General features: G+C 55.7%; 19 protein-coding genes. 9 read left to right on the top strand and 10 right to left on the bottom strand.

The window, feature by feature from the left end; all coding sequences use genetic code 11:
• Positions 1–384 carry a hypothetical protein gene (locus H7A51_18090; GenBank protein MCP5538128.1) on the bottom strand — a complete coding sequence of 128 codons (384 nt, stop codon included), beginning with the start codon at positions 382–384 and terminating at the stop codon, positions 1–3.
• Complete coding sequence (locus tag H7A51_18085; GenBank protein ID MCP5538127.1) at positions 362–4,297, bottom strand: hypothetical protein; 3,936 nt, start codon at positions 4,295–4,297, stop codon at positions 362–364. Before H7A51_18085 ends, H7A51_18090 begins: the two co-directional genes overlap by 23 nt.
• Before the next feature lie 262 nt (positions 4,298–4,559).
• Between H7A51_18085 and rpmI the strand changes: the two genes are divergently transcribed.
• From rpmI to pheS, 6 genes are all read left to right on the top strand, one after another.
• Positions 4,560–4,769 (top strand): 50S ribosomal protein L35, encoded by a 210-nt coding sequence (rpmI, locus tag H7A51_18080; protein MCP5538126.1) that lies wholly within the window; start codon positions 4,560–4,562, stop codon positions 4,767–4,769.
• A 179-nt stretch (positions 4,770–4,948) separates the two neighbouring features.
• On the top strand, positions 4,949–5,326 hold the full coding sequence (gene rplT / locus H7A51_18075; GenBank protein MCP5538125.1) for a 50S ribosomal protein L20: 378 nt from the start codon (positions 4,949–4,951) through the stop codon (positions 5,324–5,326).
• Positions 5,327–5,586: 260 nt separating this feature from the next.
• Positions 5,587–5,997, top strand: a complete 411-nt coding sequence (locus H7A51_18070) for an Hsp20/alpha crystallin family protein (GenBank protein ID MCP5538124.1) — start codon at positions 5,587–5,589, stop codon at positions 5,995–5,997.
• Between the two features lie 256 nt (positions 5,998–6,253).
• Entirely contained in the window at positions 6,254–7,030 is a 777-nt protein-coding gene (locus tag H7A51_18065) for an Hsp33 family molecular chaperone HslO (GenBank protein MCP5538123.1), read from the top strand.
• Positions 7,031–7,082: 52 nt separating this feature from the next.
• Positions 7,083–7,679, top strand: a complete 597-nt coding sequence (locus H7A51_18060; protein MCP5538122.1) for a hypothetical protein — start codon at positions 7,083–7,085, stop codon at positions 7,677–7,679.
• A gap of 70 nt (positions 7,680–7,749) precedes the next feature.
• Positions 7,750–8,766 (top strand): phenylalanine--tRNA ligase subunit alpha, encoded by a 1,017-nt coding sequence (gene pheS, locus H7A51_18055; protein ID MCP5538121.1) that lies wholly within the window; start codon positions 7,750–7,752, stop codon positions 8,764–8,766.
• Between the two features lie 19 nt (positions 8,767–8,785).
• Here the strand turns inward: pheS and aroB are convergent, their stop codons facing one another.
• From aroB to H7A51_18020, 7 genes are all read right to left on the bottom strand, one after another.
• Positions 8,786–9,853, bottom strand: coding sequence for a 3-dehydroquinate synthase (aroB, locus tag H7A51_18050; protein MCP5538120.1), 1,068 nt, complete (start codon positions 9,851–9,853; stop codon positions 8,786–8,788).
• A 102-nt stretch (positions 9,854–9,955) separates the two neighbouring features.
• On the bottom strand, positions 9,956–10,552 hold the full coding sequence (locus H7A51_18045; protein ID MCP5538119.1) for a hypothetical protein: 597 nt from the start codon (positions 10,550–10,552) through the stop codon (positions 9,956–9,958).
• Positions 10,553–10,674: 122 nt separating this feature from the next.
• Positions 10,675–12,681: a family 20 glycosylhydrolase gene (locus tag H7A51_18040; protein MCP5538118.1), complete on the bottom strand. Its 2,007-nt coding sequence runs from the start codon at positions 12,679–12,681 to the stop codon at positions 10,675–10,677.
• Positions 12,682–12,806: 125 nt separating this feature from the next.
• Positions 12,807–13,745: a quinolinate synthase NadA gene (gene nadA, locus H7A51_18035; GenBank protein ID MCP5538117.1), complete on the bottom strand. Its 939-nt coding sequence runs from the start codon at positions 13,743–13,745 to the stop codon at positions 12,807–12,809.
• An 83-nt stretch (positions 13,746–13,828) separates the two neighbouring features.
• The gene (locus H7A51_18030; GenBank protein MCP5538116.1) at positions 13,829–14,809 is read right to left on the bottom strand and encodes a polymer-forming cytoskeletal protein; all 981 of its coding nucleotides are present in this window, start codon (positions 14,807–14,809) and stop codon (positions 13,829–13,831) included.
• Between the two features lie 184 nt (positions 14,810–14,993).
• Positions 14,994–15,422, bottom strand: a complete 429-nt coding sequence (locus tag H7A51_18025; protein MCP5538115.1) for a polymer-forming cytoskeletal protein — start codon at positions 15,420–15,422, stop codon at positions 14,994–14,996.
• A 226-nt stretch (positions 15,423–15,648) separates the two neighbouring features.
• Positions 15,649–16,554 (bottom strand): tetratricopeptide repeat protein, encoded by a 906-nt coding sequence (locus H7A51_18020; GenBank protein MCP5538114.1) that lies wholly within the window; start codon positions 16,552–16,554, stop codon positions 15,649–15,651.
• 61 nt (positions 16,555–16,615) lie between these two features.
• On the opposite strand from H7A51_18020, the gene thiE reads away from it, so the two are divergent.
• The gene (gene thiE / locus H7A51_18015; protein ID MCP5538113.1) at positions 16,616–17,404 is read left to right on the top strand and encodes a thiamine phosphate synthase; all 789 of its coding nucleotides are present in this window, start codon (positions 16,616–16,618) and stop codon (positions 17,402–17,404) included.
• Positions 17,405–17,456: 52 nt separating this feature from the next.
• The gene (locus H7A51_18010) at positions 17,457–18,374 is read left to right on the top strand and encodes a carbohydrate kinase (protein ID MCP5538112.1); all 918 of its coding nucleotides are present in this window, start codon (positions 17,457–17,459) and stop codon (positions 18,372–18,374) included.
• A gap of 199 nt (positions 18,375–18,573) precedes the next feature.
• On the opposite strand, the gene H7A51_18005 is transcribed toward H7A51_18010, so the two are convergent.
• Positions 18,574–19,221: a sigma-70 family RNA polymerase sigma factor gene (locus H7A51_18005; GenBank protein ID MCP5538111.1), complete on the bottom strand. Its 648-nt coding sequence runs from the start codon at positions 19,219–19,221 to the stop codon at positions 18,574–18,576.
• A gap of 67 nt (positions 19,222–19,288) precedes the next feature.
• Between H7A51_18005 and H7A51_18000 the strand changes: the two genes are divergently transcribed.
• Complete coding sequence (locus H7A51_18000) at positions 19,289–21,157, top strand: protein kinase (GenBank protein MCP5538110.1); 1,869 nt, start codon at positions 19,289–19,291, stop codon at positions 21,155–21,157.
• Positions 21,158–21,438 lie beyond the last annotated feature (281 nt).

Raw genomic sequence — 21,438 nt, 5'->3', positions numbered from 1 at the left:
TTATTCGCTTTGATTCAGCCAGCGGAAGGCGATGAGTCTGAATTTCCGGCCATAGCGTTTGTTAAGTTCAGACCTGAGCTGGGCGTAAGCGGCTTCCGGGTATTCATCCTCCTCCGCATCCATGTATTCGGGAACACGCTGGATGGTAGCTTCGCATCGCGCTTGTGCAATGATTTTTCCGGATGCATCGCGGGCATCTCCGTATGCTCGTATGGTGAAGGTGTCTCCCCGTATTGTTAGGACAGAGCCAAGTTTTTCCAGGATGTCGCCTTGGTTGATGTAGCCCGGAGCATCCGCATACTTGTTAGGCGAGCCGCCGCTGGTGGGGGTGTAGGCGTTTTCCGACCCAGCGACCACGGGGTTAGGATGGGGAGCCAGCGCCATCCGCTGTGGTGTTGTTGATCCCGGAAGCCTCGATCGCGGCATCCAGGGCGCCTCGCAAGCCGAGCTTGGACCACTCGGTTTCCGATGACGGGCCAAACATCTGGCCGGCATAAGGATCACCGCCGACCAGTCGACGGTTCACAAAGTCTGCCAGCGATACAAAGGGCCTCCGGCGCTTCACCTGTTGGACAATGCTGAGGCTCAGTGTTTCGATTTGTTTGTCCGTGAGAGCGCGGGTCTGTTGCCATACCGGCACGTAGCCACTCACTCCGGTGGGCTCGTCGCCGGTTCCTAACAAGCTGCTGAGCAGGCGTGAGAAACTTGATCGCTCGCTGAGGTCTTGTGAGCCCCCGTCGTTGCGAGGTAAATCAAGGTTGCGGAAGCTGCTGAGCAAGGCTTGCCAGGCAAGCGGATCGGTGCTGTTGACGTTGAATGCACCATCGATGACCAGGCTGTTCGCTGCGGTGTAATAGCCGGTGATATCCGTTTTGAGCGGGGGGCTGTCAGTAAAGGGGTTGGCGAGCAGTCGGCTGTTGGGGAGTTTGACGCTGCGGTCAACGCGAGAAGCGTCCGTCGAGTCGCTGGGGAGTGAAGCGGCCGCCCCGGACTGGCTTCCACTACCGGGGTCCCCCTCGATCCCCGTGAGAAAGAACCGGTCAAAAAGTCCATGGTTTGCCTCGTAGCTGTAATCGTAAATCTGATAGCGCGCGTGCGGGTTGCTGTACCACGATCCACTGCGGGACTGTTGGGGGCTGGAGATAGTTGTGTAAGACTTGGCATTGCGCAGATACCCATCGGTGACAAGCAAGGATGTCTGAAGATCCGACCAGGTGGTGGCGGTCGAGTTGCGGGGGCTCATCCTTGTGCCATGTGAGGTGCCAATGGTGTAGGTGGGGCCTCCGACGTGGGGGTTGATCGGGCAATGGCGGAAGAAGGCGAGTGATGTGATGGGCACCTCCTGGCGGGGTAATTCATAAAGTGGCACGGGGGTATTGTCAGCATCCACCCCGCCGGTTCCCGTTCTCGAAAACGGGTGCAGGACATTGATTTCGCTGCGCCCAGTGACTCCCCTGATAGGCGCGTCGTTGCTGATGTGCAGGGGGTCGTCAATGTTGGCGGCGCCAACACCGCCTTCGTGGGTGCTGATCCACCAGTCGCCCAGGGGGAAGAAGTAGGCCGAGTGTTTATAGTTGGTGCCGCCGGACTCGACCCAGTTTCGGGGTGTCAGCGATCTGGCCCCGGCACCGAATTGTGTCAGCGACCAGACCTGGCCGATATAGGGCGCGCGCAGGTCACGCTGGGCAAACAGCGGGTATTGGTTTGCGATGGACGGGATATTGTTTCGATCATTCGCTTCCTGGTCCTTCAATAGCCGCATTCCCAGTGCATGGTACTGCAATGATGCGTCGCTTAAACTGGATGCATAAAAATCTTCCTTTGAGAGGTCCGGAACCTGGGAGCGCGTGAGGGTGCCGTAATGGGCATTCCGCCACCAACTGGCGGCATTTTTATCCTCGTAGGTTCCCTGGTTGTGAGCCACCTGCAGCAGGTTGTAATTGAGTAGTTCCGAGTGCTGCAACCCGGCGGCAAGGTTGGCGCTGCTGGACGGCTGGTAGAGTTTGACCAGTTGAAAGAGCTGGTGGTTTCCTGAGCTGTGCTTATCGGTTCTTATTTCACACCTGGCCGAGACATCGGATGCGCCAGTCCACTCAGGGAAATCCGGGTTGTAGCCGTCCTTTTTCAGGTAATAACCGGAGCCGTCATCCGGGTTGACCCGAGCACTCAGGACATTGGCACTGACATCACCGTCACCCGAGAATTGCAGCTCGGCGTATTTACTGCCTTTGACCGCGATACCCCGGGTGGCATCCGGGCAGAACAACAAGGATTCACCGGGCTCCATACCTTCGGCATTATCAAGGATGAAGGTCAGGTCGCCCCGGACTCCCGGGAAGTTAAAGAGTGATTGATTTGAGTTATAGCCATTCCATGAAAGATATGGATAGGAGTTTTTTTCCAAAGTGGAGCCATCGGACTGGATACGTATAAACCTAAACCTAGGGCGGGTAGCACCAAAGGTGCAATGGGTGATATTGACGACGTACTTCCCGGGTTTGAGCCTGACATTGTAGGGGTTGTAGAGAACAACGCGTGGCAGTATGAGCGTAGTGACAAAACGCGCGGTCGAGTCGTAAGCCGGATGGAGGTAGGCGGCCGCTTTCAGCAGGACCGGGTGCGCTCCGCTGTCGGGTGCTAGATGGCTGTTGTTTCCTTGCCCGGGAACGTAGGCGGTGCCGGCGTAGGAGCCTGTCCATCCGATTCTGGGCAACGATTCCGCCGAGCTGCGGTCACCCATGTAGGATGAGTATGCGAGCAGTGCCCTTGTTGCCTGTGCGGCCGGCTTGCTTGCAATCTCGGGGTTTTTCAGGGTGAGTTTGTTGTCGGGGTTCGATGTGGTATTCCGTAGTTGCACGAAGCTGCGGAGCTGTTCCAGCACCGGCGCCATCAGGGAGAGCTTCTGGTCGCCATCAGTTGCCGTGGTCATCGACCCATGGACATGCGAGGCACCTGTTTCGCTATCCCTTTCATTGTAAGCGAGGAGAATGGATGAAACATCGGAAATGCTGTCGGGCAGGGCGGAACTGGCCTTGTTACCGATCTCACGGGCAGCTGTGATGGGGGTGATCTGCTCATTCCTGTTGGCGCCTGTGGACGGGCGTTCGAGGTAGGACGAGAGGTTGCGTTTTAATCCCCCACTGACAGGGTTTGTCAATAAACCGTGTCCATAAACGGTGAGGCTATGACGGAAAAACGGGGAGAAATGGGTGGCGGGGGTGTCTTTCAGGGCGTCCGCTTGCAGGGGGACCGACGCCAGGGTGATTTGTTTGTATGGCTGGACCCCGGAATCGTGGGACAGGTGTTGTAACATGTCATCGACCGAGCCGTGGCGCAGCAGTCCTTCCAAGTGGACATTCTGCGGGGTGACCAGTTGGGCGTAGCTTTCCGGATCGTTGATGTTGGGTGCGTTGCTGGCCGTCTGTTCGACGGAATGAGCCAGCGCTGTTTTGTACTTCAGGGACTCGTCGCTCAGCATGTAAGCATATCCACCGGTGATCACGCCGGCGGAGTTTTTAATGGGGACGATCGGGGCCCGGGCCTCTATGGTGGCGAGTGCCGGAGCATTTTCAGGATGGGGAAGGGCCTCCTGAAACACACCCGATGTGGTGGATGGATACATCAAGGGTCCGTTGAACGCCCCGTTGGCAACCAAGGGGTCGAAGTCGCTCAAGGTGCCGGTGAGTGGTTTGGGGGTCATCGTCGCCGGATTGAGTGTCACCGACGGGCTGGGGTTGCTGACCAGCCATTGTGCGTATTGCGCACGGTTGATCGATGGTTTTTCCGTCATCCGATGGCTGCTGAACCGGGCATCGTAGAGGTAGAGTTCGCTGCTGTCACCGGTGTCGACAGGACGCCTGATCCACGGTCTGCTTTTGTCAAACGGGTCGGCCGGGTTGGGTTCGTAGGTTGGAAAGGTACCCAGCCAATGCGGGTTCCTGACCGGGTTCGAGCCTGTCAGGTATTCGTTGGCGGGGTTGGATGGGTCAGGCGACGGAAATGTGGAGTCGCCTCGGGCTCCTGCTACCAGGATGGCGGCTTGTGCCGTGGATATCTGGTCTGGACCAAGCTGTTCCTGGGCTTGTCCGATCGCCAATAGCAGTGCCAGTCTGGCATTTGCCTGGGCTTCGATGCGCGCGTCTGAATTTCTGGATGCCCGCATTTCGAGGGTCGCCAGGCTGAGCATGGCCAGGGCGATCATGACCAGCAGGATCATGACCGATATGGTGGCAACCAGGGCAAATCCGCGTCTGGTGCGTAAGGTGGTGGGGAGTGTGCGGCTGCTGGGGAGCTTCATTTGTATGGTGTCTATGTGCTATGGAAAGTAAGCTTGAATCAGGCTGGGGGCTTGAGGGTGGTGCTTTTGGGTTGGGAGCAGACCTCGTTTGGAAACGACGGACTACAGCGTACGCCCCATCGTGAATTTGCATATACATTATAATTTTTCGAGGCGCAAATAGATAGTGGACAATCCTGGCCAGGCGGGGGGCTTTATTTTTTTTATGATATGGGTAAAAACCCCTTGCAATCTTGTTGGTTCCAGCTAGGTTCCGCGCCCCATGGCCAAATCGAAAGGTACAGCAAAAACCCGGAAGGCCGTCGCTAAGAGATTCAAAGTGACGGGCACAGGGAAGATTCTGCGCCGTAAACAGGGAAAACGCCACATTCTTACCAAGAAAAACCAGAAGCGGAAACGCAATCTGGGTAAGGCGACCCTCGTTTCCGACGCTGACTTGAAAGCCGTCAAGGCTTCTCTTCCTTTTGCCTGATCAACAAGAATCGGCGTATAACACGCCAATGCGGCGCCCAACGCCAACCGCTCGCATCACGAGCGGCCTCCACGCAGCCTTCCCGGCGATCTAGACTTCATGAAGAAAAGAAAACCGGGATCGAATGGACGAGACTGCGGGAGGTGTGAAAATAACCGTCCGTTCCAGAAAACAGAAACATGCCAAGAGCAACAAACAGCCCAGCAAGCCGCAAACGCCGGAAGCGCATTCTCAAACGCGCCAAAGGTTTCCGCGGTTTCCGCTCGAAACTCTATAAGTATGCCAAGGACGCCGTCCGCAAGGCACAAACTTATGAGTATCGTGACCGTAAAAAGCGTAAGGGACAGTTCCGGCGCCTGTGGATTCAGCGTATCAGCGCTGGTGCACGTGCCCAGGACCTCACCTATTCACGTTTTATTGAAGGCCTCAAAGCCGCCAATATCGAGGTGGACCGCAAGATCCTTGCCGACCTCGCAGTGCACGATATCGATGCCTTCAACAGCATCGTAGAGCAAGCCAAGGCAGCCCTCGACAAGAAGGCTCCTGCGACCGCTTGATTCAGCGCGTCACAAACATTATTCCAACGGCCACCGGGTTTTCCCGGTGGCCGTTTTTTATTGGAAAATCTGTCACCGTGAGACAATATGGCGTGTCATTTTGTCCTGATCGCGAGGTTTTCGGAGGTTTTTCTATCAGTCTTATAAGTCCTATGTGGCCTACGATGAACGAGATAGGGTTCTTTTATGTTGTTGGCACACAGCTTGCAACTATGAAAGCCGATTAACCCATCAACCAACCCACAACCCAAAAAAATACCATGATTACCCATTACCCATTCAACAACGGCGTTTTTAATGAACTCAACCGGTTTGTCAGCCAGGCTCTCGAAGCTGATCATGTAAACCGCTGCAACGGCGGACAATGCACGGCCCCTGCCAGCCAGGATATCGAGTCGATCCAAAACGATACCGACGGCTGGAAAATCCGTCTCGAACTCCCCGGCTACACCAAGGAGGAGGTGAAGCTCAGCGTGGACCAGCGTTTTCTGACCATCACCGCTGAAACCGATGACGAGGAGCGTCGTTTCCTGGGCAAGGAGCAGCGTCGTGTCAGGATTTCCGACGATGTCGATGCCGACAATATCAAGGCCCGACTGGAAAATGGAATTCTTTACCTGGAAATTCCACATCGCGTGAAAGCTGAGCCAAAGTCGATCGTAGTAAACTGAGCGAGCACCGCGCTGCTGCTGTAGCGAGTGCCCGCTGTATAAAAACTCAGTGTTTTTTTCATTGTTTTGTATACATAGTGTAGGTGTGTATCAGGTCCGTCGTTTGTGTTTTCGGCGGGCCTGATCTTTTTTTCCCCGCTGCGCGGGAGTATTCAGTTTGAAGTATTCCGTATTCAGTTTATGACGCTGCGCATCGCGAGGCCGCCCCACCGGTTTCCTGAATCCTGAATACTTCAAACTGAATCCTTTTCCCCCCATGCCTGAACCCATGCAACCCGTCGAAGACTTCACCAAGGTAGAGTCGGTTTTTGTCCGCCACCGCAACTGCCTGCTGGTGCGTGGCCAGTTCACGCCTGTCTTCACGGGCTACTACATCCACCTGATGGAGCATCAGCTTCGATATGAAAATGCGATGGATGCCACGCTCAAGGATATGCTTGCGGTGATGACACTGCACCTGACGGCCCGTCCGTGGGCGGAGACCATCGCCTGGACGGCGAACCTCCGCGCCCCGAGGGTGAATTACTTTGTTACCGGCAGCAGCACCTTCGAAAACATCACCGGTCGCCTCTTTACCAAGGATATCCGCGAGCCCGACCGAAATCTGCTCTACAGTCAGACCAGCGTATCCGGTCAGGAACCCCGGACAACAACGGTCGATCTGGATAGCAACGACCCGATCGAATGGATCGAACACTACTACCGGCAGAGCGAGCAGCGCCCTGCGAAGTGTTTTCGTCTCGACGATGAACAATACGCCCTCGTCGCGGCCCAGCCTGATTTCGATGAGGAATGGTTTGATGCGCTGGACGCTGGAAAAGTAGCGGCCATCACCGAAACCGAACAAACGAAGCTGCTGGAGACACGTAAGTTTCACTTCAACTGCGGCTGTAGCAAAGAGCGCATTCTACCCACGCTCAGCTCCTGGAAAAACAAACCCGACGAGCTGTTCCAGGGTGAGGGCTCGATCAAGGTCAACTGCCCGCGCTGTGGTGCCCACTACGTGGTGACCCCAGCGGATCTCATGGGGTGATTCGCTCCGCCATGGCTTGACCATGCCGTCAGAGGGGGTAGATTGAAGTATCATGAAAACACTGATTCTCCTGCTCCCCGTCCTTGTCGCCATCACCACCAGTTGCTCCAACATCCGGTCGAAGCAGCTTGTTGGAGCTGAACCCGTTGACCTAACCGCCGTGGGCGCACAGGATATCAGTGGCGAGTGGATCAATAAGGACGGTGAGGTGATAGGCCGGATCGAGGTTACGAACGCGACCAAGGGGGAGATTCTGTTCACACCGGCAAAAAAAGAGGGTGAAGAGCAGGGTGAGGCTGCGAAAATCTCTATCAGGTCATCAAATGATTACGTGTTTCTCAACTACGAACCCGATGAGAAAGGTGAACGGCGGTGGTACCTCCTGGGGGGAGGAAACAACGAATTCCTGATTTGGTCACCCGATAATGATGCCTTTAGAAAACTGATTGCCGACGGCAAGATCAAAGGCAGGAATGACCCTGATACCAAAAAGGATGCGCAGGGGAACGAGGTGGAAAAACAGAATGCCGGCGCCGTGATCGATGACCCCCAGGGCGAGTGGGTGGAAAAACTGGCCGCAGGTGGGTTTGGCGTGCCCTTTGATTGGAAAAACCCCATGGTGTTGCGCAAGAAGGTGGTGGCTAAGTAGGTATCCCGGGGACGGTGAACGCATTTACCTATTTACATACGCCCATATTCGCCTACACAAAACCCCGCCTATGAATCAGGAAATTGAAGCCATCCAGACTGATGCCTTGACCGCTATTGCAGCGGCAGGTGATGAAAGGTCCCTCGACGATGCCCGCGTGGCCTTTCTCGGAAAAAAAGGACGCCTCACGCTCGCCTCGGCCGGTATGAAGGACCTGTCTCCTGCCGATAAACCCAAAATGGGCCAGCTGCTGAATGCCGCACGTCAGGCGATCACATCCGCCATCGAGGGCAAACAGGCGTCCTTGGCTGACGAAGCCGATAAAAAGTCCGTGCAAGGTATCGACCTGACTCTGCCGTCCCGGCCACTGCCCACCGGTGCCATTCACCCCCTGACCCAGGTCCGGGACCGGTCCATCCAGGTGCTGCGCCGCATGGGCTTCGCCCTTGCCGAGGGGCCGGAAATCGAGGACGAGTTCCACTGCTTCGATGCGCTGAACACACCCGAAGACCACCCGGCACGCAATGAGAAGGACACCTTCTATTTCGATAGTGGCAAGCTGCTGCGCACGCACACCTCCAGCGTGCAGATCCGGACCATGGAAAAAGCGACACCACCCGTGCGTATCATTGCCCCCGGCTCGGCCTACCGCCGGGACGAAATCGATGCCACCCACCTCTCGGTGTTCAATCAGTTAGAGGGCCTCTACGTCGATACCGACGTGAGTCTTGGCGATCTCAAGGGCACACTCGAGTTTTTCCTCCGCAGTATGTTTGGCGACGATACCGAGGTGCGTTTCCGGCCGCACTTCTTCCCCTTCACCGAGCCAAGTTTTGAAATCGATATCAAGCTGCACGCCAAGGGTCAGGAGCCGAAATGGATTGAGATCGCAGGCTGCGGCATGGTCGACCCCGCTGTTTTCGAATCACTCTGCGAGACCCGTGGCGATGATGTCTTCAACCCGGAGAAGGTAACCGGCTTTGCCTTCGGTATGGGCATCGACCGCCTTGCCATGATCAAGTGGGGCATCAAGGACATCCGCCTGCTCATTGAAAACGACATCCGTTTTCTCAAGCAGTTTGCGTAGCGCGACCTGCACAGTCGCACTACCCGCGCAAGAACTCCACGGCCTCGTGTATATCCTCCAGCTTGACCTTGGTGGAAACCTCCGCCGCACCTAATGCGGTGAGCAGCACAAACTTGATGCTGCCGCCGGTGAACTTTTTATCACGACCAAGCTTATCCATGATGGTTGCCGTTGCAATGCCCTCAGGCAGGGTCAGGGGGAGTTGGAAATTCTCGAGTAACCTCAAGATGCGCTGGCTGTCCCCGGCTGGGAAATGGTTGATTTTTTCCGAGAGGAAAAGTGCCGCTTTGATTCCGAGCGAGATGGCTTCGCCGTGTAGCATGGTGCCGTAGGGGAGCGACGCCTCGATGCCGTGGCCAATGGTATGACCAAAGTTGAGCAGCGCGCGCGTCCCCGAGGTTTCACGTTCATCCTCCTCCACAATGCGGGCTTTGATGGCCAGGTTGCGGGCTAACAGGGCAGCCGACGGATGTTGGTCCGCAGGGTTGAGAGCAGCAAGGTCATCGACCATGGCGGCATCACGGATGGCGGCGTGTTTGATGGCCTCGGCATAGCCTTCCCGGTATTCACGACCCGGCAGGGTTTTGAGGGTGAGGGGATCGACGATGACCAGCCGTGGCTGGTGGAAGCAGCCGATCAGGTTTTTTCCTTCGGATGCATTCACCCCGGTTTTTCCTCCTGCCGAGCTATCGACCTGGGCGACAATGGTGGTGGGGATCTGAACGAAGGGAATTCCCCGATAGAAAATGGAGGCGACAAAACCGGCGAGGTCACCGACGACACCGCCTCCGAGGGCGATGGCAAATGAGGCCCGGTCGTGTCCTGCGCGATTCATTTCGCCGCAGAGCTCCGCCGTTTGCAACATCGACTTACTCGCTTCCCCCGCGGGCACGGTGTGCAGGCTGGCGTTTGGAATCTGGGCAAGCAAACGTTCGGCGTAGTGAGGGGCCACATGGCTATCGGTGATGATGGCGGCTTTTCCTGACAAACCAACACCGCTGATGAGTTCACCGGCGCGGTCGAGTAATCCGTCATCGACAAGGATATCGTAGGATCGGTCGGCGAGGTCGAGATGAACGGTGGGCATGGGGGAGGAATGGTGAATTTTGAATAGTGAATTTTGAATGTAAAAAACTCACCAGGGGCGTTTTATAGGTGGGTATCTTCCTGCGCAAGAATTACCTCTGCCCTACTGATTCGGAGGCAAAGGCATGTGTTTCAGAATCCAACCGGCCATGGCGGCGTAGAGTGGCATGGGGGTGGTGAGGACGTTGTAGGGTAGTTCCCTTTCCCAGTCACTTAGGCCAAATTGAACGGTGGGTATCGGATTTTCACCATGGGCCGGAAGATCGGGGATGATGCAGCGCAGGCCGACGGCGCAGAATCGTTCGGCAACCGGGAGAAGATCTTCTTTCCTGCCATTACGACCATGTAGCAGGACGATGTTCCCTGAAATGTGTCCATGGGCTTGCAGCGGACGACCGAGCTCACGGACTTGCCGGCGCAACAACTTGCCACGTCTGCCCAGGGGCACCCCACTATCAGGGGTGACCAGCAGGCAGGGGACTTTGCCGTCGATCAAGGTGCAATGGGTGACGGATATTCCATGCTCCCCGGGTTTCTGGAGCCATTCCTGGTGATAGGCTTGTAATGCACGCCTGTCGGGTTTGGCCAGCTTGTGACCTTGATAGATAATCGTGGCGCTCATCCCGGTCAATACCATGGGAATGACGGCCAGACTGTACCGGATAACACGTTTTCTTGGAAATGTGGGATGGCCTGCCATGGGGAGTGAATCAAATGTGGCAGCCAGCCTGGCCCTTACGATGTGGTGAAAGTGGTGTCTTCAAATTCAATCGGGGAGCCGGGCGGGTGTGGAGACCGCGCAGGGGAGGCAGCACGGCCACGTTACTTGATGTCGATTTCACGGATGATCAGCCAGGTGCCTTGCCCCTTGGTCGCCTTGAGCCGGACCTGGGTTGTGCCGCTGGGAGCCGTGCCGCTTGCGCCACCTTTGGAAAACGTGCCAATGCTTTTCCAGTCGCCTCCGTCGGTAAGGGCTTCGAGCACCCCGTTTTCGAGCATGTCCTTGCCGCCGTCCTGGTCACCGGTGAAGACACTCACGGTATGTGGCTTGGCACTAGCTTTCGGCAATGTAACGGTGAAGTGGTCGCCTTCTTCAACGGCTCTGGACGACCAGAAGCGCGTTTTCAAGTTGCCGTCGATCGCAAAAACCGGGTCATTGCCTCCGTGGGTTGGCAGATTGGTGTCTGCCTTCATGCCATTTTTGGCCTTGATGGCCGGTGGGTTAAACGGATCGAATGTATTGATGCCAGCCGCCTTGTAGCGGGCGAGCATCGGTTTGAGTCGGGTCATGAAGTCCTTGAATTCACGCTTGTCCTGTGCGGTCCACGCGACCTCTGCAAGGGCTGCGATCCGGGGGAAGGCGCGATACTCCACCTTGTCCCAGGTTTTCATGTATTCGGTCCAGAGCTGGGCCTGGCAACCGAGGATATGCCTGGCCTTGGGCGTACCTTGGAATTCCTTGGGCACCGGGTTGAAGGAGTAAACGCTTTCAATGGTGCGGTGTCCTCCGATAGCCTCATACTCGGGTCCCTGACTCAGGATCGCGGCCGGGTCATACTGATAGTGGTCGAAGTAGGTGTGCGAGCCTGGCGCCATCACCACATCATGACCTTCATTGACAGATGCAATCGCGTGATCCCAGCCGCGCCACAGCATCATCGTGGCGTTGGGTGAGAGTCCACCCTCGCGGATCTCGTCCCAGCCGATCAGTTTGCGTCCGCGCTTGGTAAGCATTTGATCGACCCTGCCAATGAAGTAGGACTGGAGATCGTGTTCGTTTTTACAGCCTTCACGTTGCATCACCGACTGGGCGAATTTGGATTGTTTCCACTGTCCCTTGGGGGCCTCGTCACCACCGATGTGGATGTAGGTGGAGGGGAAAAGCTCACAGAGCTCAGTGAGCACATCGTCGATCCACTTGAAGGTTTCTTCTTTGGGCGCAAGCACATAGGGGTGAACTCCCCAGCGACCGTAGACCTGTGGTTTGTAGTTAGGGATATCATCGTTTCCGAGCCACGGGTAGGCGGTGATGGCCGCCGCCATGTGACCGGGCATATCGATTTCCGGAACGATGGTGATGTGGCGCTCCCGGGCATAGGCGACGATGTCCTTGATCTGTTCCTGTGTGTAAAAACCACCATAGCGTGTACCGTCCGAGCCACCACGGTTTCCGTAGGGTGGCGAGGATGCGCGGAATCCACCGATGCTGGTAAGTTTCGGGTATTTCTTAATCTCAATGCGCCAGCCCTGGTCTTCAGTCAGGTGCCAATGGAAGGTGTTCATCTTGTGGACTGCAAGCCAGTCGATGAATTTCTTGATGTCCTTGGGGGCAAACATGTGTCGGCCCACGTCGAGGTGCATACCACGCCAGCCAAAGCGCGGCTGGTCGGAAATCTTACAGGCGGGAACATTTTTTTCACCTTCCAGCGGGATTAGTTGGAGCAGGGATTGGCAGCCATAGAAAACGCCAGCGGAGTCGGTGCCCCTGATGGTGATGCCTTTCGGACCTACCTCCATGTCGTAGGCCTCCCGGAGAGCGTCATCGCCGTCGATACTGAGCAAGATCGGCGATGGCAGTGCGATACGAAGCCGGGCGTCGTAGAGTTTGGGTGCTATGCCGGTGGCTTTTTCAATACCCGCGGCGAGCAGCCCGGCTTCTTTCCGAAGGCTGGCCTGGTAGCGGATTGCAGTCTGGGCATTGATCGCGTAATGACCTTCCAGCTGGGTTGCCTTGAGTGGCTTGGGAATGATGGGAAGACTCTCCGCTTGGACGGATGGTGTTAGAATGGCCAAGGTGGAGGTCATGATAATGGCTTTGATGGTTTTCATGATGTTGCTGTTAGGTGTATTCGGCTTGGAGATGGCGGGGCGGTGTTGAAGATTTGTTTTTTAACACAGAAGAAACGGATGAGCACAGATCCTCGGTATCCGCTCGCGCAGATGGGGAGGCGTGGTTACTTGCTCTGCTCGAGCATGCGCAGCAATGGGGCTTCGGCACGCTTGCGGACGTTCTCGGGTAGCACAACTTGAGGCTCGAGCTTATCCAGGCAATCGTGGAGTTTCTGGAGGGTGTTCATCTTCATGAACTTGCAGTCATTGCATGCGCAGCGATCGGTGGGGCCGGCGATGAGGTTCTTGTCCGGAGCTTCTTTTTGCAGTCTGTGGAGCATACCGCTCTCCGTTACCACGATGATGTTCTTGACGGGTGCATTTTTGCAGTAGCCAACCATTTTCTCGGTCGAGCACACCTCGTCGGCCAGCATTCTAACAGCTGTGGTGCATTCGGGGTGGGCGACGACGAGGGCGTCCGGGTATTCGGCTTTGATTTTATTGATCGAGTCGCGGGTGAACTCGACGTGGACGTAGCACGAGCCCTGCCAGAGATCCATTTTCCGACCTGTCTGTTCCATGACCCAGGCACCGAGATTGGCGTCGGGGACAAAGAGGATGGGGCGATCCTTGGGGGCTTGGTTGACGATTTTTACGGCGTTGCCGGAGGTGCAGATCACATCACAGAGAGCCTTGACTCCGGCGGAGCAGTTGATGTAGGCAATGACGTAGTAATTTTTCTCAGCGTTATCGTTGAGGTATTTTTCCAAATCATCGGCGGGGCAGGATTCCTCCAGAGAACAACCGGCGTCCTTGTCGGGGAGGACGACGGTTTTGTTAGGGTTGACGATCTTGGCGGTTTCGGCCATGAAATGGACACCACAGAAGGCGATGACATCGGCATCCGTTTCCTGGGCACGGTAGGCGAGCCCGAGTGAGTCGCCCACGTAGTCGGCAATGTCCTGGATATCACCGGTTTGGTAATTATGGGCTAGAATGACGGCGTTGCGTTCTTTTTTCAGCCGCAGGATTTCATTACGGAGGTCAAGGGAATTACTTGGCATGGGAGTAATTTAGACACAAGACGGCAGACTGCAAGATGGAAGATGGTAAGCTTGGTCGCTTCCGGTTTTCTATCAAGGAATGCTCACTGCCCTATGGACATTCTTCCGTGGTGGCGTGCACCTTCTTCGACGGCCATGGTGGCCACCTTGATATCGCCGGTGAGGGTAGCCTTCTTTTTCAAGTGGAGCTTGCCGGTGCAGGTAAAATGACCCACGACGTTGCCGTCGATGATCGCATCTTCACAGACGACCGGGTTGGAGAACTCCACCTTGGCGCGCTTTTCGATGATGAGTCGTTTGCAGTGGACTTTCCCCATGATTTTTCCATGGCTTCGGAGGGTGAAGTCGCCGGAGCAATCGACTCCACCTGTTAGGGCACCATTCACCAGCAGGTGATGGCAGCGGATGGTGATGCCGGTGACGGTGGCTTTCTTGTGGATGGTAACATTGCCGCGGGTCTGGATACGCCGATTCCAGTTGTCGTGTATCTCGTAGTCTTTCAGGGCAATATAGGCACCGCAAGCAGGGCAAAGTGTCGAGCTGGCCTCACCAGGTGCCCGGTGTTCTTTACCGCAATCGAAACACTTGACGTTGCGTGCTGGAACCTTGGTTTGAAAGAAGCCTGTGCCGGCGGCTGCTTTGCGAACGAGTTCCGAGGTGGGAGGGACGGGCCTGGGGTGGGTGCCTGGGTTGGAGCCGGGTGGCGTGCCGGGCTTGATCGGGGGGCTGACAGGCTTGTGTGGCTGTGTCTCCGATTGGGGGCCGGGCTGGCCGGTGGTTTTTGTGTCACCCGTACTGGTGGTGTCGTCGGTATCGCGCACCCGGGGCTTTGAACTACTGTCTTTCAGTGATGCATAAGGATTGCTGGGGTTTTTTTTGGTTTTGATGGCTTTCCCTTCGATGATTTTATAATGTCCACCACAACCACGGCAATAGGTGGACACCGCCATTTTGGATTCGAATTGCTCGAAACCGCACTCCGGGCAAGTCAGACTGATGGTGTTTTTTCTGACGCTGGTTTTATCGTCTGAAGTGGACCGTTTTCTGTTGAAAAAAAGAGGCATGGATTGGGGGGCGTGTGGGTGGTGTTGCCGGGGTGGATGGTTGTTCGGGTGCCGGTATCTTGCAGGATGCGAATGAGGACCAGGGGACAGGGGACAGGGAAGAAAAAAAACCCGCCTGCGGGTGGATACCTGCGGCGGGTGTTAGGAATTGTTATCTAGGGGGAATCAAGTCCCTGAGATGCCGTTAGGAGGCGTTTGCTAACTTGGAGCCGCCCTGCTGTCCGCCACTTTGTGGGTTTCCCTTATTCGGTTGGTTGGGCTGGTTGGATGGTCCTTGGTTGCCTCCCGGGGTTTGCTGTGGTTTCAAAGAGGGGGTGCCAACGGTGGACTTACCGACAAAGACGGCACCAGGCTCGATCGAGAGGGACGCGGCTTTGATGTCGCCTACCAGTTCGGCGTTCGCTTTGAGTTCTACCTTGTCGGTGACTTCAATGTTGCCGTGGACTTTACCGTAGATGATGACGGAGCGGGTTTTGATCTCGGCCTTGATACGGGCGTTTTCGCCGACAGTGAGTGAGCCATCGGACTCAATCTGGCCTTCAATCTTGCCGTCTACCACAAGATCATTGGAAAATTTGATACTACCTTTGATTTCCACATCAGAGCTGAGCACATTGCGTCCACTGGGACTTGATGCACTCGGGCGGGCAGGCGAAGCGCTGCTGGCGCTCGATGCCGGAGCACTTGCTGGGGTGTCGTTCTTGGCGGGTCCGGCGGAAGATGTGCCGGATTCTGGTTTTTGTCCTATTACTTTTTGAAACACGGTGGAATGGATGTGGTTGTTATGTGAATAAGTCGTAAAACCCCCTAGATATCAAGGGGAAATTTAAAAAACTTTTTTATGGGGCGGGCGTCGGAGCGGGTTTCGCCGGCTCGTTTTCAACCGGGGGGGCAGGTGGCGCTGGAGCTGCCGGAGCGGAAGCGGGCGGAGTCGGGCTGGGGGGATCGGTTTCTGGAGTTGTCTGGGGAGTTGTCTCCGGGGCGGTTTCGGGGGCGGTCTCCGGAGTATCCGGCTGCTCGAGAAGAGGAGCGGGTACAGTCGGGGTTGCCGGGCTGTCTGGCTTGGGTGGCTCCGGGAGTGCCGGTTTGATTTTTACCGGTGGTTTGGCATTGACCAGAATGAGGCGGGCCGCCGCGATGTCCTTAAAGGCATTGCCTTGCTCGGAGGGGTCCGTCTGGGCTTTTTCATACCATTGCTTGGCATCATCCGGCTTGTTGGCGGCCTTGGCGATGTCACCCAGGGCGATACAGGCGAGGGGGGCGATGTAGGTGGCCTTGTCACTGTCAGCAATCTCGCTGAGGATTTCCGACGCCTCGTCGGTTTTTCCCTGTTCGAGCAGTCGGAGTCCGAGGCTGACTTTGGCCGTTGCGATGGACGGATGCCCAGGGTGTTTACTGATGAATTCCTCAAGCGTTGCAATCGAGTCGGGTTGGGAATCGGTCCACTGGAGTTCCGCCATGAGTGGGAGGGCGCTGGCAGCGGCGTTGCTGTCGGGCCATTTTTTGATAACGTCCTGGTAATCAGCGACTTTCTGAGCCTCAAGGAGGGCCGAGCCAGCTTCCTGGGCCTTGGCTTCGGCGAGGCCGTCGTAAACGACGTAGGCAACGACCCCAAGGGCAATGAGGATCGCGGCGATGACGAGTTTTTTAGAGTGATCCTCGAGAAACTGGTCGAGTTTGCTGGGGCCGTGATCGATTTCTGCAATCGGTGCGGGAGACTTGGTTGATGATGGTGATTCAGCCATGGCGGTGGATGGTGGATACTGGTGGAAAGAGATAGGAAATGGAAAAAATGGATAAAAATGGATGCACGAGAATGAGCACTCGTCGGCTGTGCGGGCGCGTGATAGCCGAGGAAAGACGGGATGGCAATTGAATTTAGCATTTATCATTTGTCATTTATCATTTAGTGCCAATGGCGTGCAAGCGACTGACCAACAACCAAGACCTGGAAAATCGATCGATAATGCCCTGCTCTATGGAATCCTGGACATGGGTTATGTGGCGGTGGAGGGGATGGAGCAGGTCGCGGAACAGCTGCTCCAGGGTGGGGTGGGCGTGCTGCAACTCCGTGCCAAAGGATACGATGCGGCTGGCGTGATGCGCTTGCTTGAGGGGCCTGCCACGGGTTTGGTCGGGTTATGCCGGGCTTATGCGGTGCCATTGGTCATCAATGATTTTCCGGAGGTGGCCATGGCCGTGGGTGCCGATGGTGTCCATATTGGCCAGGACGATGGCTCGCTTGCGGAGGTCAGGCGGGTGGTCGGGGAAACAATGATCGTCGGCAGGTCGACCCATTCCCCGGAGCAGGCGAAGGCGGCGCTGGAGGAAGGGTTCGACTACATCGGCTTCGGGCCGTTGTTTCCCACGCCTACCAAAAAAGGCCGGCCGGGAATCGGACTGGAGAATGTTTCCGCAGTGGAAAACGAAGTGGGTTCACGTGTCCCCGTGTTTTGTATCGGTGGCATCAAACCCGATAATCTTGAATTGGTTCTTGCCTCAGGTGCCCGTCGCGTGGTCATTGTCTCCGCGCTGCTCCAGGCCGACGATATCTCCGCCGCGACACGCGAAGTGGTCACCCGGCTCAAAGCGTGATCAACCCACGCAATCATCCATTTTTCAATCATCCAATTATCCATTCACAACCATGTCTATCATCATCGGCGGAACCATCGCCATCGACAACGTATCCACTCCCACAGCTGAAGCTGAAAATTTGTTAGGCGGCTCGGCTGCCTACGCGTCGCTGGCCGCCAGCTACTTCTGCAAACCCGCCTATCTGGTGGGCGTGGTTGGCCATGATTATCCTGAAGAGCACTTGAAAATGCTGGAGGGGCACGGGGTGTCGCTGGCAGGCGTCGCCAGGTCCGAAGGTGAGTCGTTTACCTGGACGGGGGAATACCATGAGAACATGAACGACCGGACCACGCACCGGGTCGGGCTGAATGTGCTGGAAAACTGGGAGGTCCGGATTCCCGGGGAGATGGCCGGTAGCCGTATCGTCGTGCCTGCCAACATGTCGCCCGACAACCAGATCCAGATGCTCGACCAATGCACTGCGGCAGAAAAGTTTGTCGTCGCCGACACCATGGACCTCTGGATCGAGATCGCCCGGGACCGACTCGACGAGGTGATGCAGCGCATCGACCTGCTGGTGATCAACGAGGGCGAGGCGCGTGAATACGCCGGGGTGAGCAACCTGATCCTGGCGGGGGAGAAGCTATTGGAAAAGGGGCCGCAATACGTCGTCATCAAGCTCGGTGAGTTTGGGGCCATCCTCTTTGGCCCCGATCATGCAATCTTCCGCTTCCATGCCTGGCCGCTGCGCGAAATCGTCGATCCGACAGGTGCCGGCGATACTTTTCTAGGCGCCATGGCGGGATACCTCGCATCACAAGGAGGCACCGGGTTTTCCTTTGAGCAAATCCGTAACGCAATTTTGCGCGGATCCATCCTGGCCAGCTTCACCTGCGAGGATTTTTCCACCCGCAGACTGGAAACCGTCACCGACGCGGAGATCGAGAGTCGACTCAGTGGTCTCAAGGCAATGACCCACTGGGATTGAGCCCATGGAGCGCGGGATTGCATCCCGCATCAACCCGGCCGCGCAAGCCAGGCACAAACATCCCGAGCCTTTCCGTCTCAACTTTGTAGCCCCGGTGAAGCAGGTTTGCATATCGCGTTGATTCTGCGCTCAAAATGATCTCAAATCATAGACGCGGCGTGCCGGTCATGGATGGGTAATACCAGGCTCCTACCTGGTTCTACAGCACCCCTTTGTTGAGCTTGAGAATAACAGGCTCCAGTTTTTTTAAAACGCGTGATTTGATGGTGTCCACATTGCTACGCGAGATGTCGTATCTCTTGCATACCGTGGACACCGCCACCTCCTTGATGGCGAGGTCAACAAAAACAAGCAAGTTTCTCGGGGATTCATTGACTCTGGTGAGTGCCATTTCCACGAGTTTTTTCTTCCACTCCGCTTTCCAGATTTTATCAAAGGGCTTTTCTGATCCGAGCAGTTCAAGAATATCGTCATTCATGGCTTCGGCCGTGTTCTGTTTTTTACGGTAGAAGTCCTTGATACGCCATTTGACCAGGTTGCCCAGCCAGCCACCGAATGACTGTTGGTCGAAACTGAGATCGGGGTCTACACAAAACTTCCGGTGCACCTCCTCAAAGACCCGGCTCATCAGATCCTCCGCATCATGTGCATTGAGGCCTGCCTTCATACTGATGGCGATGATGAAACCTTTGTACGAATGGTAAAAATCGTCCCAGCTCGCCTTGTCCCCCTCTTGCTGCACCCGCTGGATCAGCGTCTTTCGTGTTGCCCTCCTTTTCCCCTTGGGCGAAGGCGATGGTGGTGCTTCTGAAAATTCAGCCATGTTTTCAGGGGGGGATTCATGCATTGCTCTATCAGTTAGGCAGAATTATGTGAGAAAGGCAAGCCGTCATGCGTTGATTGTTATGCGGTATATGAGAATTACTAATCACGATTTGATCCGAGCCATTGGAGAAGGTGGTTTTGGTGAAGTTTGGTTGGCACGTACGGTGACGGGTAAATTACGGGCGGTTAAAGTCGTCAGGCGTGAACAGTTTGAGCAGAATGAGGGGGCGGACGCCGATGTGGAACATCTATTCCAGCTTGAGTTTGAAGGAGTCAAGAAATTTGAGGATGTAGCTCTGAACCATCACAGCTTGATCCATATTTATACGGTCGGACGCGGTGATGGTGGGGATATGTTTTATTACGTCATGCCCTTGGCTGATAATGCAGCCACCTGTCGCCCTTGTAGGGAAATGGATATCCAGACCTTTGAGCCGCTGACTCTGGACGACATGATTCATCGCGAAGGGGCGATGCCAGTCGCGCAAGCGCTTGATTTTCTTAAGGGCATTAGTTCCGGGGTGGCTGCCATGCACGAAGCTGGGCTTGTGCACCGTGACATCAGTTCCTCGAATATCTTGATCATCGACGGTCGTCCCGTAGTAGCAGACCCAGGGCTGACCAGTTTTGACACGGAGGAGCTACCTGCTGTCAGCCGGGGGTTCAGCCCTCCCGAAGGTCATTCGAGCACTGCCTCGGATGTTTATTCGCTGGGTAAGGTGTTCTACCAGATGGTCTCGGGTATGCATCCAGCCGATCAATATCCTCAATTGCCGGAAGCGATCTATCAAGACCCTCGCTTTGCGGAGGTGGTTGATTTGCTGGATCGTTGCTGCGACCCGCAACCAGAAGCTCGGTTGGTCGATGCCACTGAGTTATTGGCTTTCCTCAAGCGCATGTCAGGGGGCAAGGCTCTCCCAGCTGCCGGCAGATACAGGCTGTGGCCGCTGCCGCTGACGCTCATTTTACTCGCGATCGGCGTGTGGTTATTTCTAACTTCAAGAAAACCGGAATCTGGGCAAGAGCTCGTGCCGCCACCTGCCTACGCCGGGATTGAAGAGGGGCTGCTCTCCGTATTTGCTGAGAAAAATGGCCGGCTGCTGTGGAAAAAACAGCTGACAGGAACCATTGTGCAAGCCGATGTGATCGATCTCGACGAAGACGGCTCACCGGAAGTGGTTTGTGCCATCCGCGATACCGGCAGCAAGGAGACTGGCCGACTGCTGGTTTACAACGCCAATGGAACACTACGCTGGCAACACGACACCACCCTGGAGTTCCAGAACTACCCAGGTTTCGGAGCCGATCAGATGGCTTGTTTTGGTTTCAAAGCAGCCGACTTGGATGGTAAAAAAGGAAAGGAGCTGGTCGTGGTCGCCCGCAACGTGGAAAACTGGTACCCCACCGCCCTGCAATTTTTAAGCACCAGAGGGAAACTCACCGCCTGTTACTGGCACCCCGGCCACATTCATCCCGAGCACATCCACTTTTTCCGTGAAACCGCCAACTCACTGCCCATGCTGTCCTTTGTCGGCCTGAACAACCGCCTCAGCATCCCTCCTAGGGATTACCCAATCAAACTCCCAGCAAAAGACTTAAAATGGCGAACCGTCACCGGCCTACTCAACCCACGCATCCCAGGCCACCACGCCGCCCCACCAGGCCAAGGGGAGCTGAAAGGCAAAGACAGCATGACCCTCTGGTATCGCATCCTCGACCCCCAACACGCCAGAATCCGCTCCGTCCACTGCGAAGACACCAACCATGACGGCAAAAACGAACTCGTCATCTGGGCCGACTTCAGCGACGACCGCCACCTGCCGGATATGCGCATCAACTACTGTGAGGTGATCGGTTTCAGAGGAAAAATACTGGAAACAAAGACGGGGGATGGGAATGTTGTGCCGGCGAAGCTGAGGATTCCGGGGAAAGAGGATGTGCGGAGTCTGGCACGTTGATTGGTAAAAACTGATAAAAGGCACTTTATTTTGGATGGGTGAATGAGCTAGAACTGGGTTGTGTTGAGTATGATTGTTGCACATCAATGAGTTGCGGGTATTTTAAGCTCTCATTATTTGAGAGATTACATGAGTCTGTTAATGGTAATTCACGTTGTCACCATCGGCTATTAGGAAATTATCACACCAAAATTTGATCTTGTTGTGAGATTTTTGATTCAGCTAACGATGTAAGTGTTGTCTAATATCGGCAGTTTTCACTGTCTGGAGAAGAGTTAAGA

It is taken from the genome of Akkermansiaceae bacterium, assembly GCA_024233115.1.
In the GTDB taxonomy this organism is placed as follows: Bacteria; Verrucomicrobiota; Verrucomicrobiia; order Verrucomicrobiales; family Akkermansiaceae; genus Oceaniferula.
This window is presented reverse-complemented; position numbering and strand designations above follow the sequence as displayed.

What these genes read in the sequence shown, in the direction of transcription:
- H7A51_18090 (MCP5538128.1), bottom strand. Translation starts at nt 384, where the DNA reads ATGGCGCTGGCTCCCCATCCTAACCCCGTGGTCGCTGGGTCGGAAAAC.
- H7A51_18085 (MCP5538127.1), bottom strand. Translation starts at nt 4,297, where the DNA reads ATGAAGCTCCCCAGCAGCCGCACACTCCCCACCACCTTACGCACCAGA.
- rpmI (MCP5538126.1), top strand. Translation starts at nt 4,560, where the DNA reads ATGGCCAAATCGAAAGGTACAGCAAAAACCCGGAAGGCCGTCGCTAAG.
- rplT (MCP5538125.1), top strand. Translation starts at nt 4,949, where the DNA reads ATGCCAAGAGCAACAAACAGCCCAGCAAGCCGCAAACGCCGGAAGCGC.
- H7A51_18070 (MCP5538124.1), top strand. Translation starts at nt 5,587, where the DNA reads ATGATTACCCATTACCCATTCAACAACGGCGTTTTTAATGAACTCAAC.
- H7A51_18065 (MCP5538123.1), top strand. Translation starts at nt 6,254, where the DNA reads ATGCCTGAACCCATGCAACCCGTCGAAGACTTCACCAAGGTAGAGTCG.
- H7A51_18060 (MCP5538122.1), top strand. Translation starts at nt 7,083, where the DNA reads ATGAAAACACTGATTCTCCTGCTCCCCGTCCTTGTCGCCATCACCACC.
- pheS (MCP5538121.1), top strand. Translation starts at nt 7,750, where the DNA reads ATGAATCAGGAAATTGAAGCCATCCAGACTGATGCCTTGACCGCTATT.
- aroB (MCP5538120.1), bottom strand. Translation starts at nt 9,853, where the DNA reads ATGCCCACCGTTCATCTCGACCTCGCCGACCGATCCTACGATATCCTT.
- H7A51_18045 (MCP5538119.1), bottom strand. Translation starts at nt 10,552, where the DNA reads ATGGCAGGCCATCCCACATTTCCAAGAAAACGTGTTATCCGGTACAGT.
- H7A51_18040 (MCP5538118.1), bottom strand. Translation starts at nt 12,681, where the DNA reads ATGAAAACCATCAAAGCCATTATCATGACCTCCACCTTGGCCATTCTA.
- nadA (MCP5538117.1), bottom strand. Translation starts at nt 13,745, where the DNA reads ATGCCAAGTAATTCCCTTGACCTCCGTAATGAAATCCTGCGGCTGAAA.
- H7A51_18030 (MCP5538116.1), bottom strand. Translation starts at nt 14,809, where the DNA reads ATGCCTCTTTTTTTCAACAGAAAACGGTCCACTTCAGACGATAAAACC.
- H7A51_18020 (MCP5538114.1), bottom strand. Translation starts at nt 16,554, where the DNA reads ATGGCTGAATCACCATCATCAACCAAGTCTCCCGCACCGATTGCAGAA.
- thiE (MCP5538113.1), top strand. Translation starts at nt 16,616, where the DNA reads ATGCACGAGAATGAGCACTCGTCGGCTGTGCGGGCGCGTGATAGCCGA.
- H7A51_18010 (MCP5538112.1), top strand. Translation starts at nt 17,457, where the DNA reads ATGTCTATCATCATCGGCGGAACCATCGCCATCGACAACGTATCCACT.
- H7A51_18005 (MCP5538111.1), bottom strand. Translation starts at nt 19,221, where the DNA reads ATGCATGAATCCCCCCCTGAAAACATGGCTGAATTTTCAGAAGCACCA.
- H7A51_18000 (MCP5538110.1), top strand. Translation starts at nt 19,289, where the DNA reads ATGAGAATTACTAATCACGATTTGATCCGAGCCATTGGAGAAGGTGGT.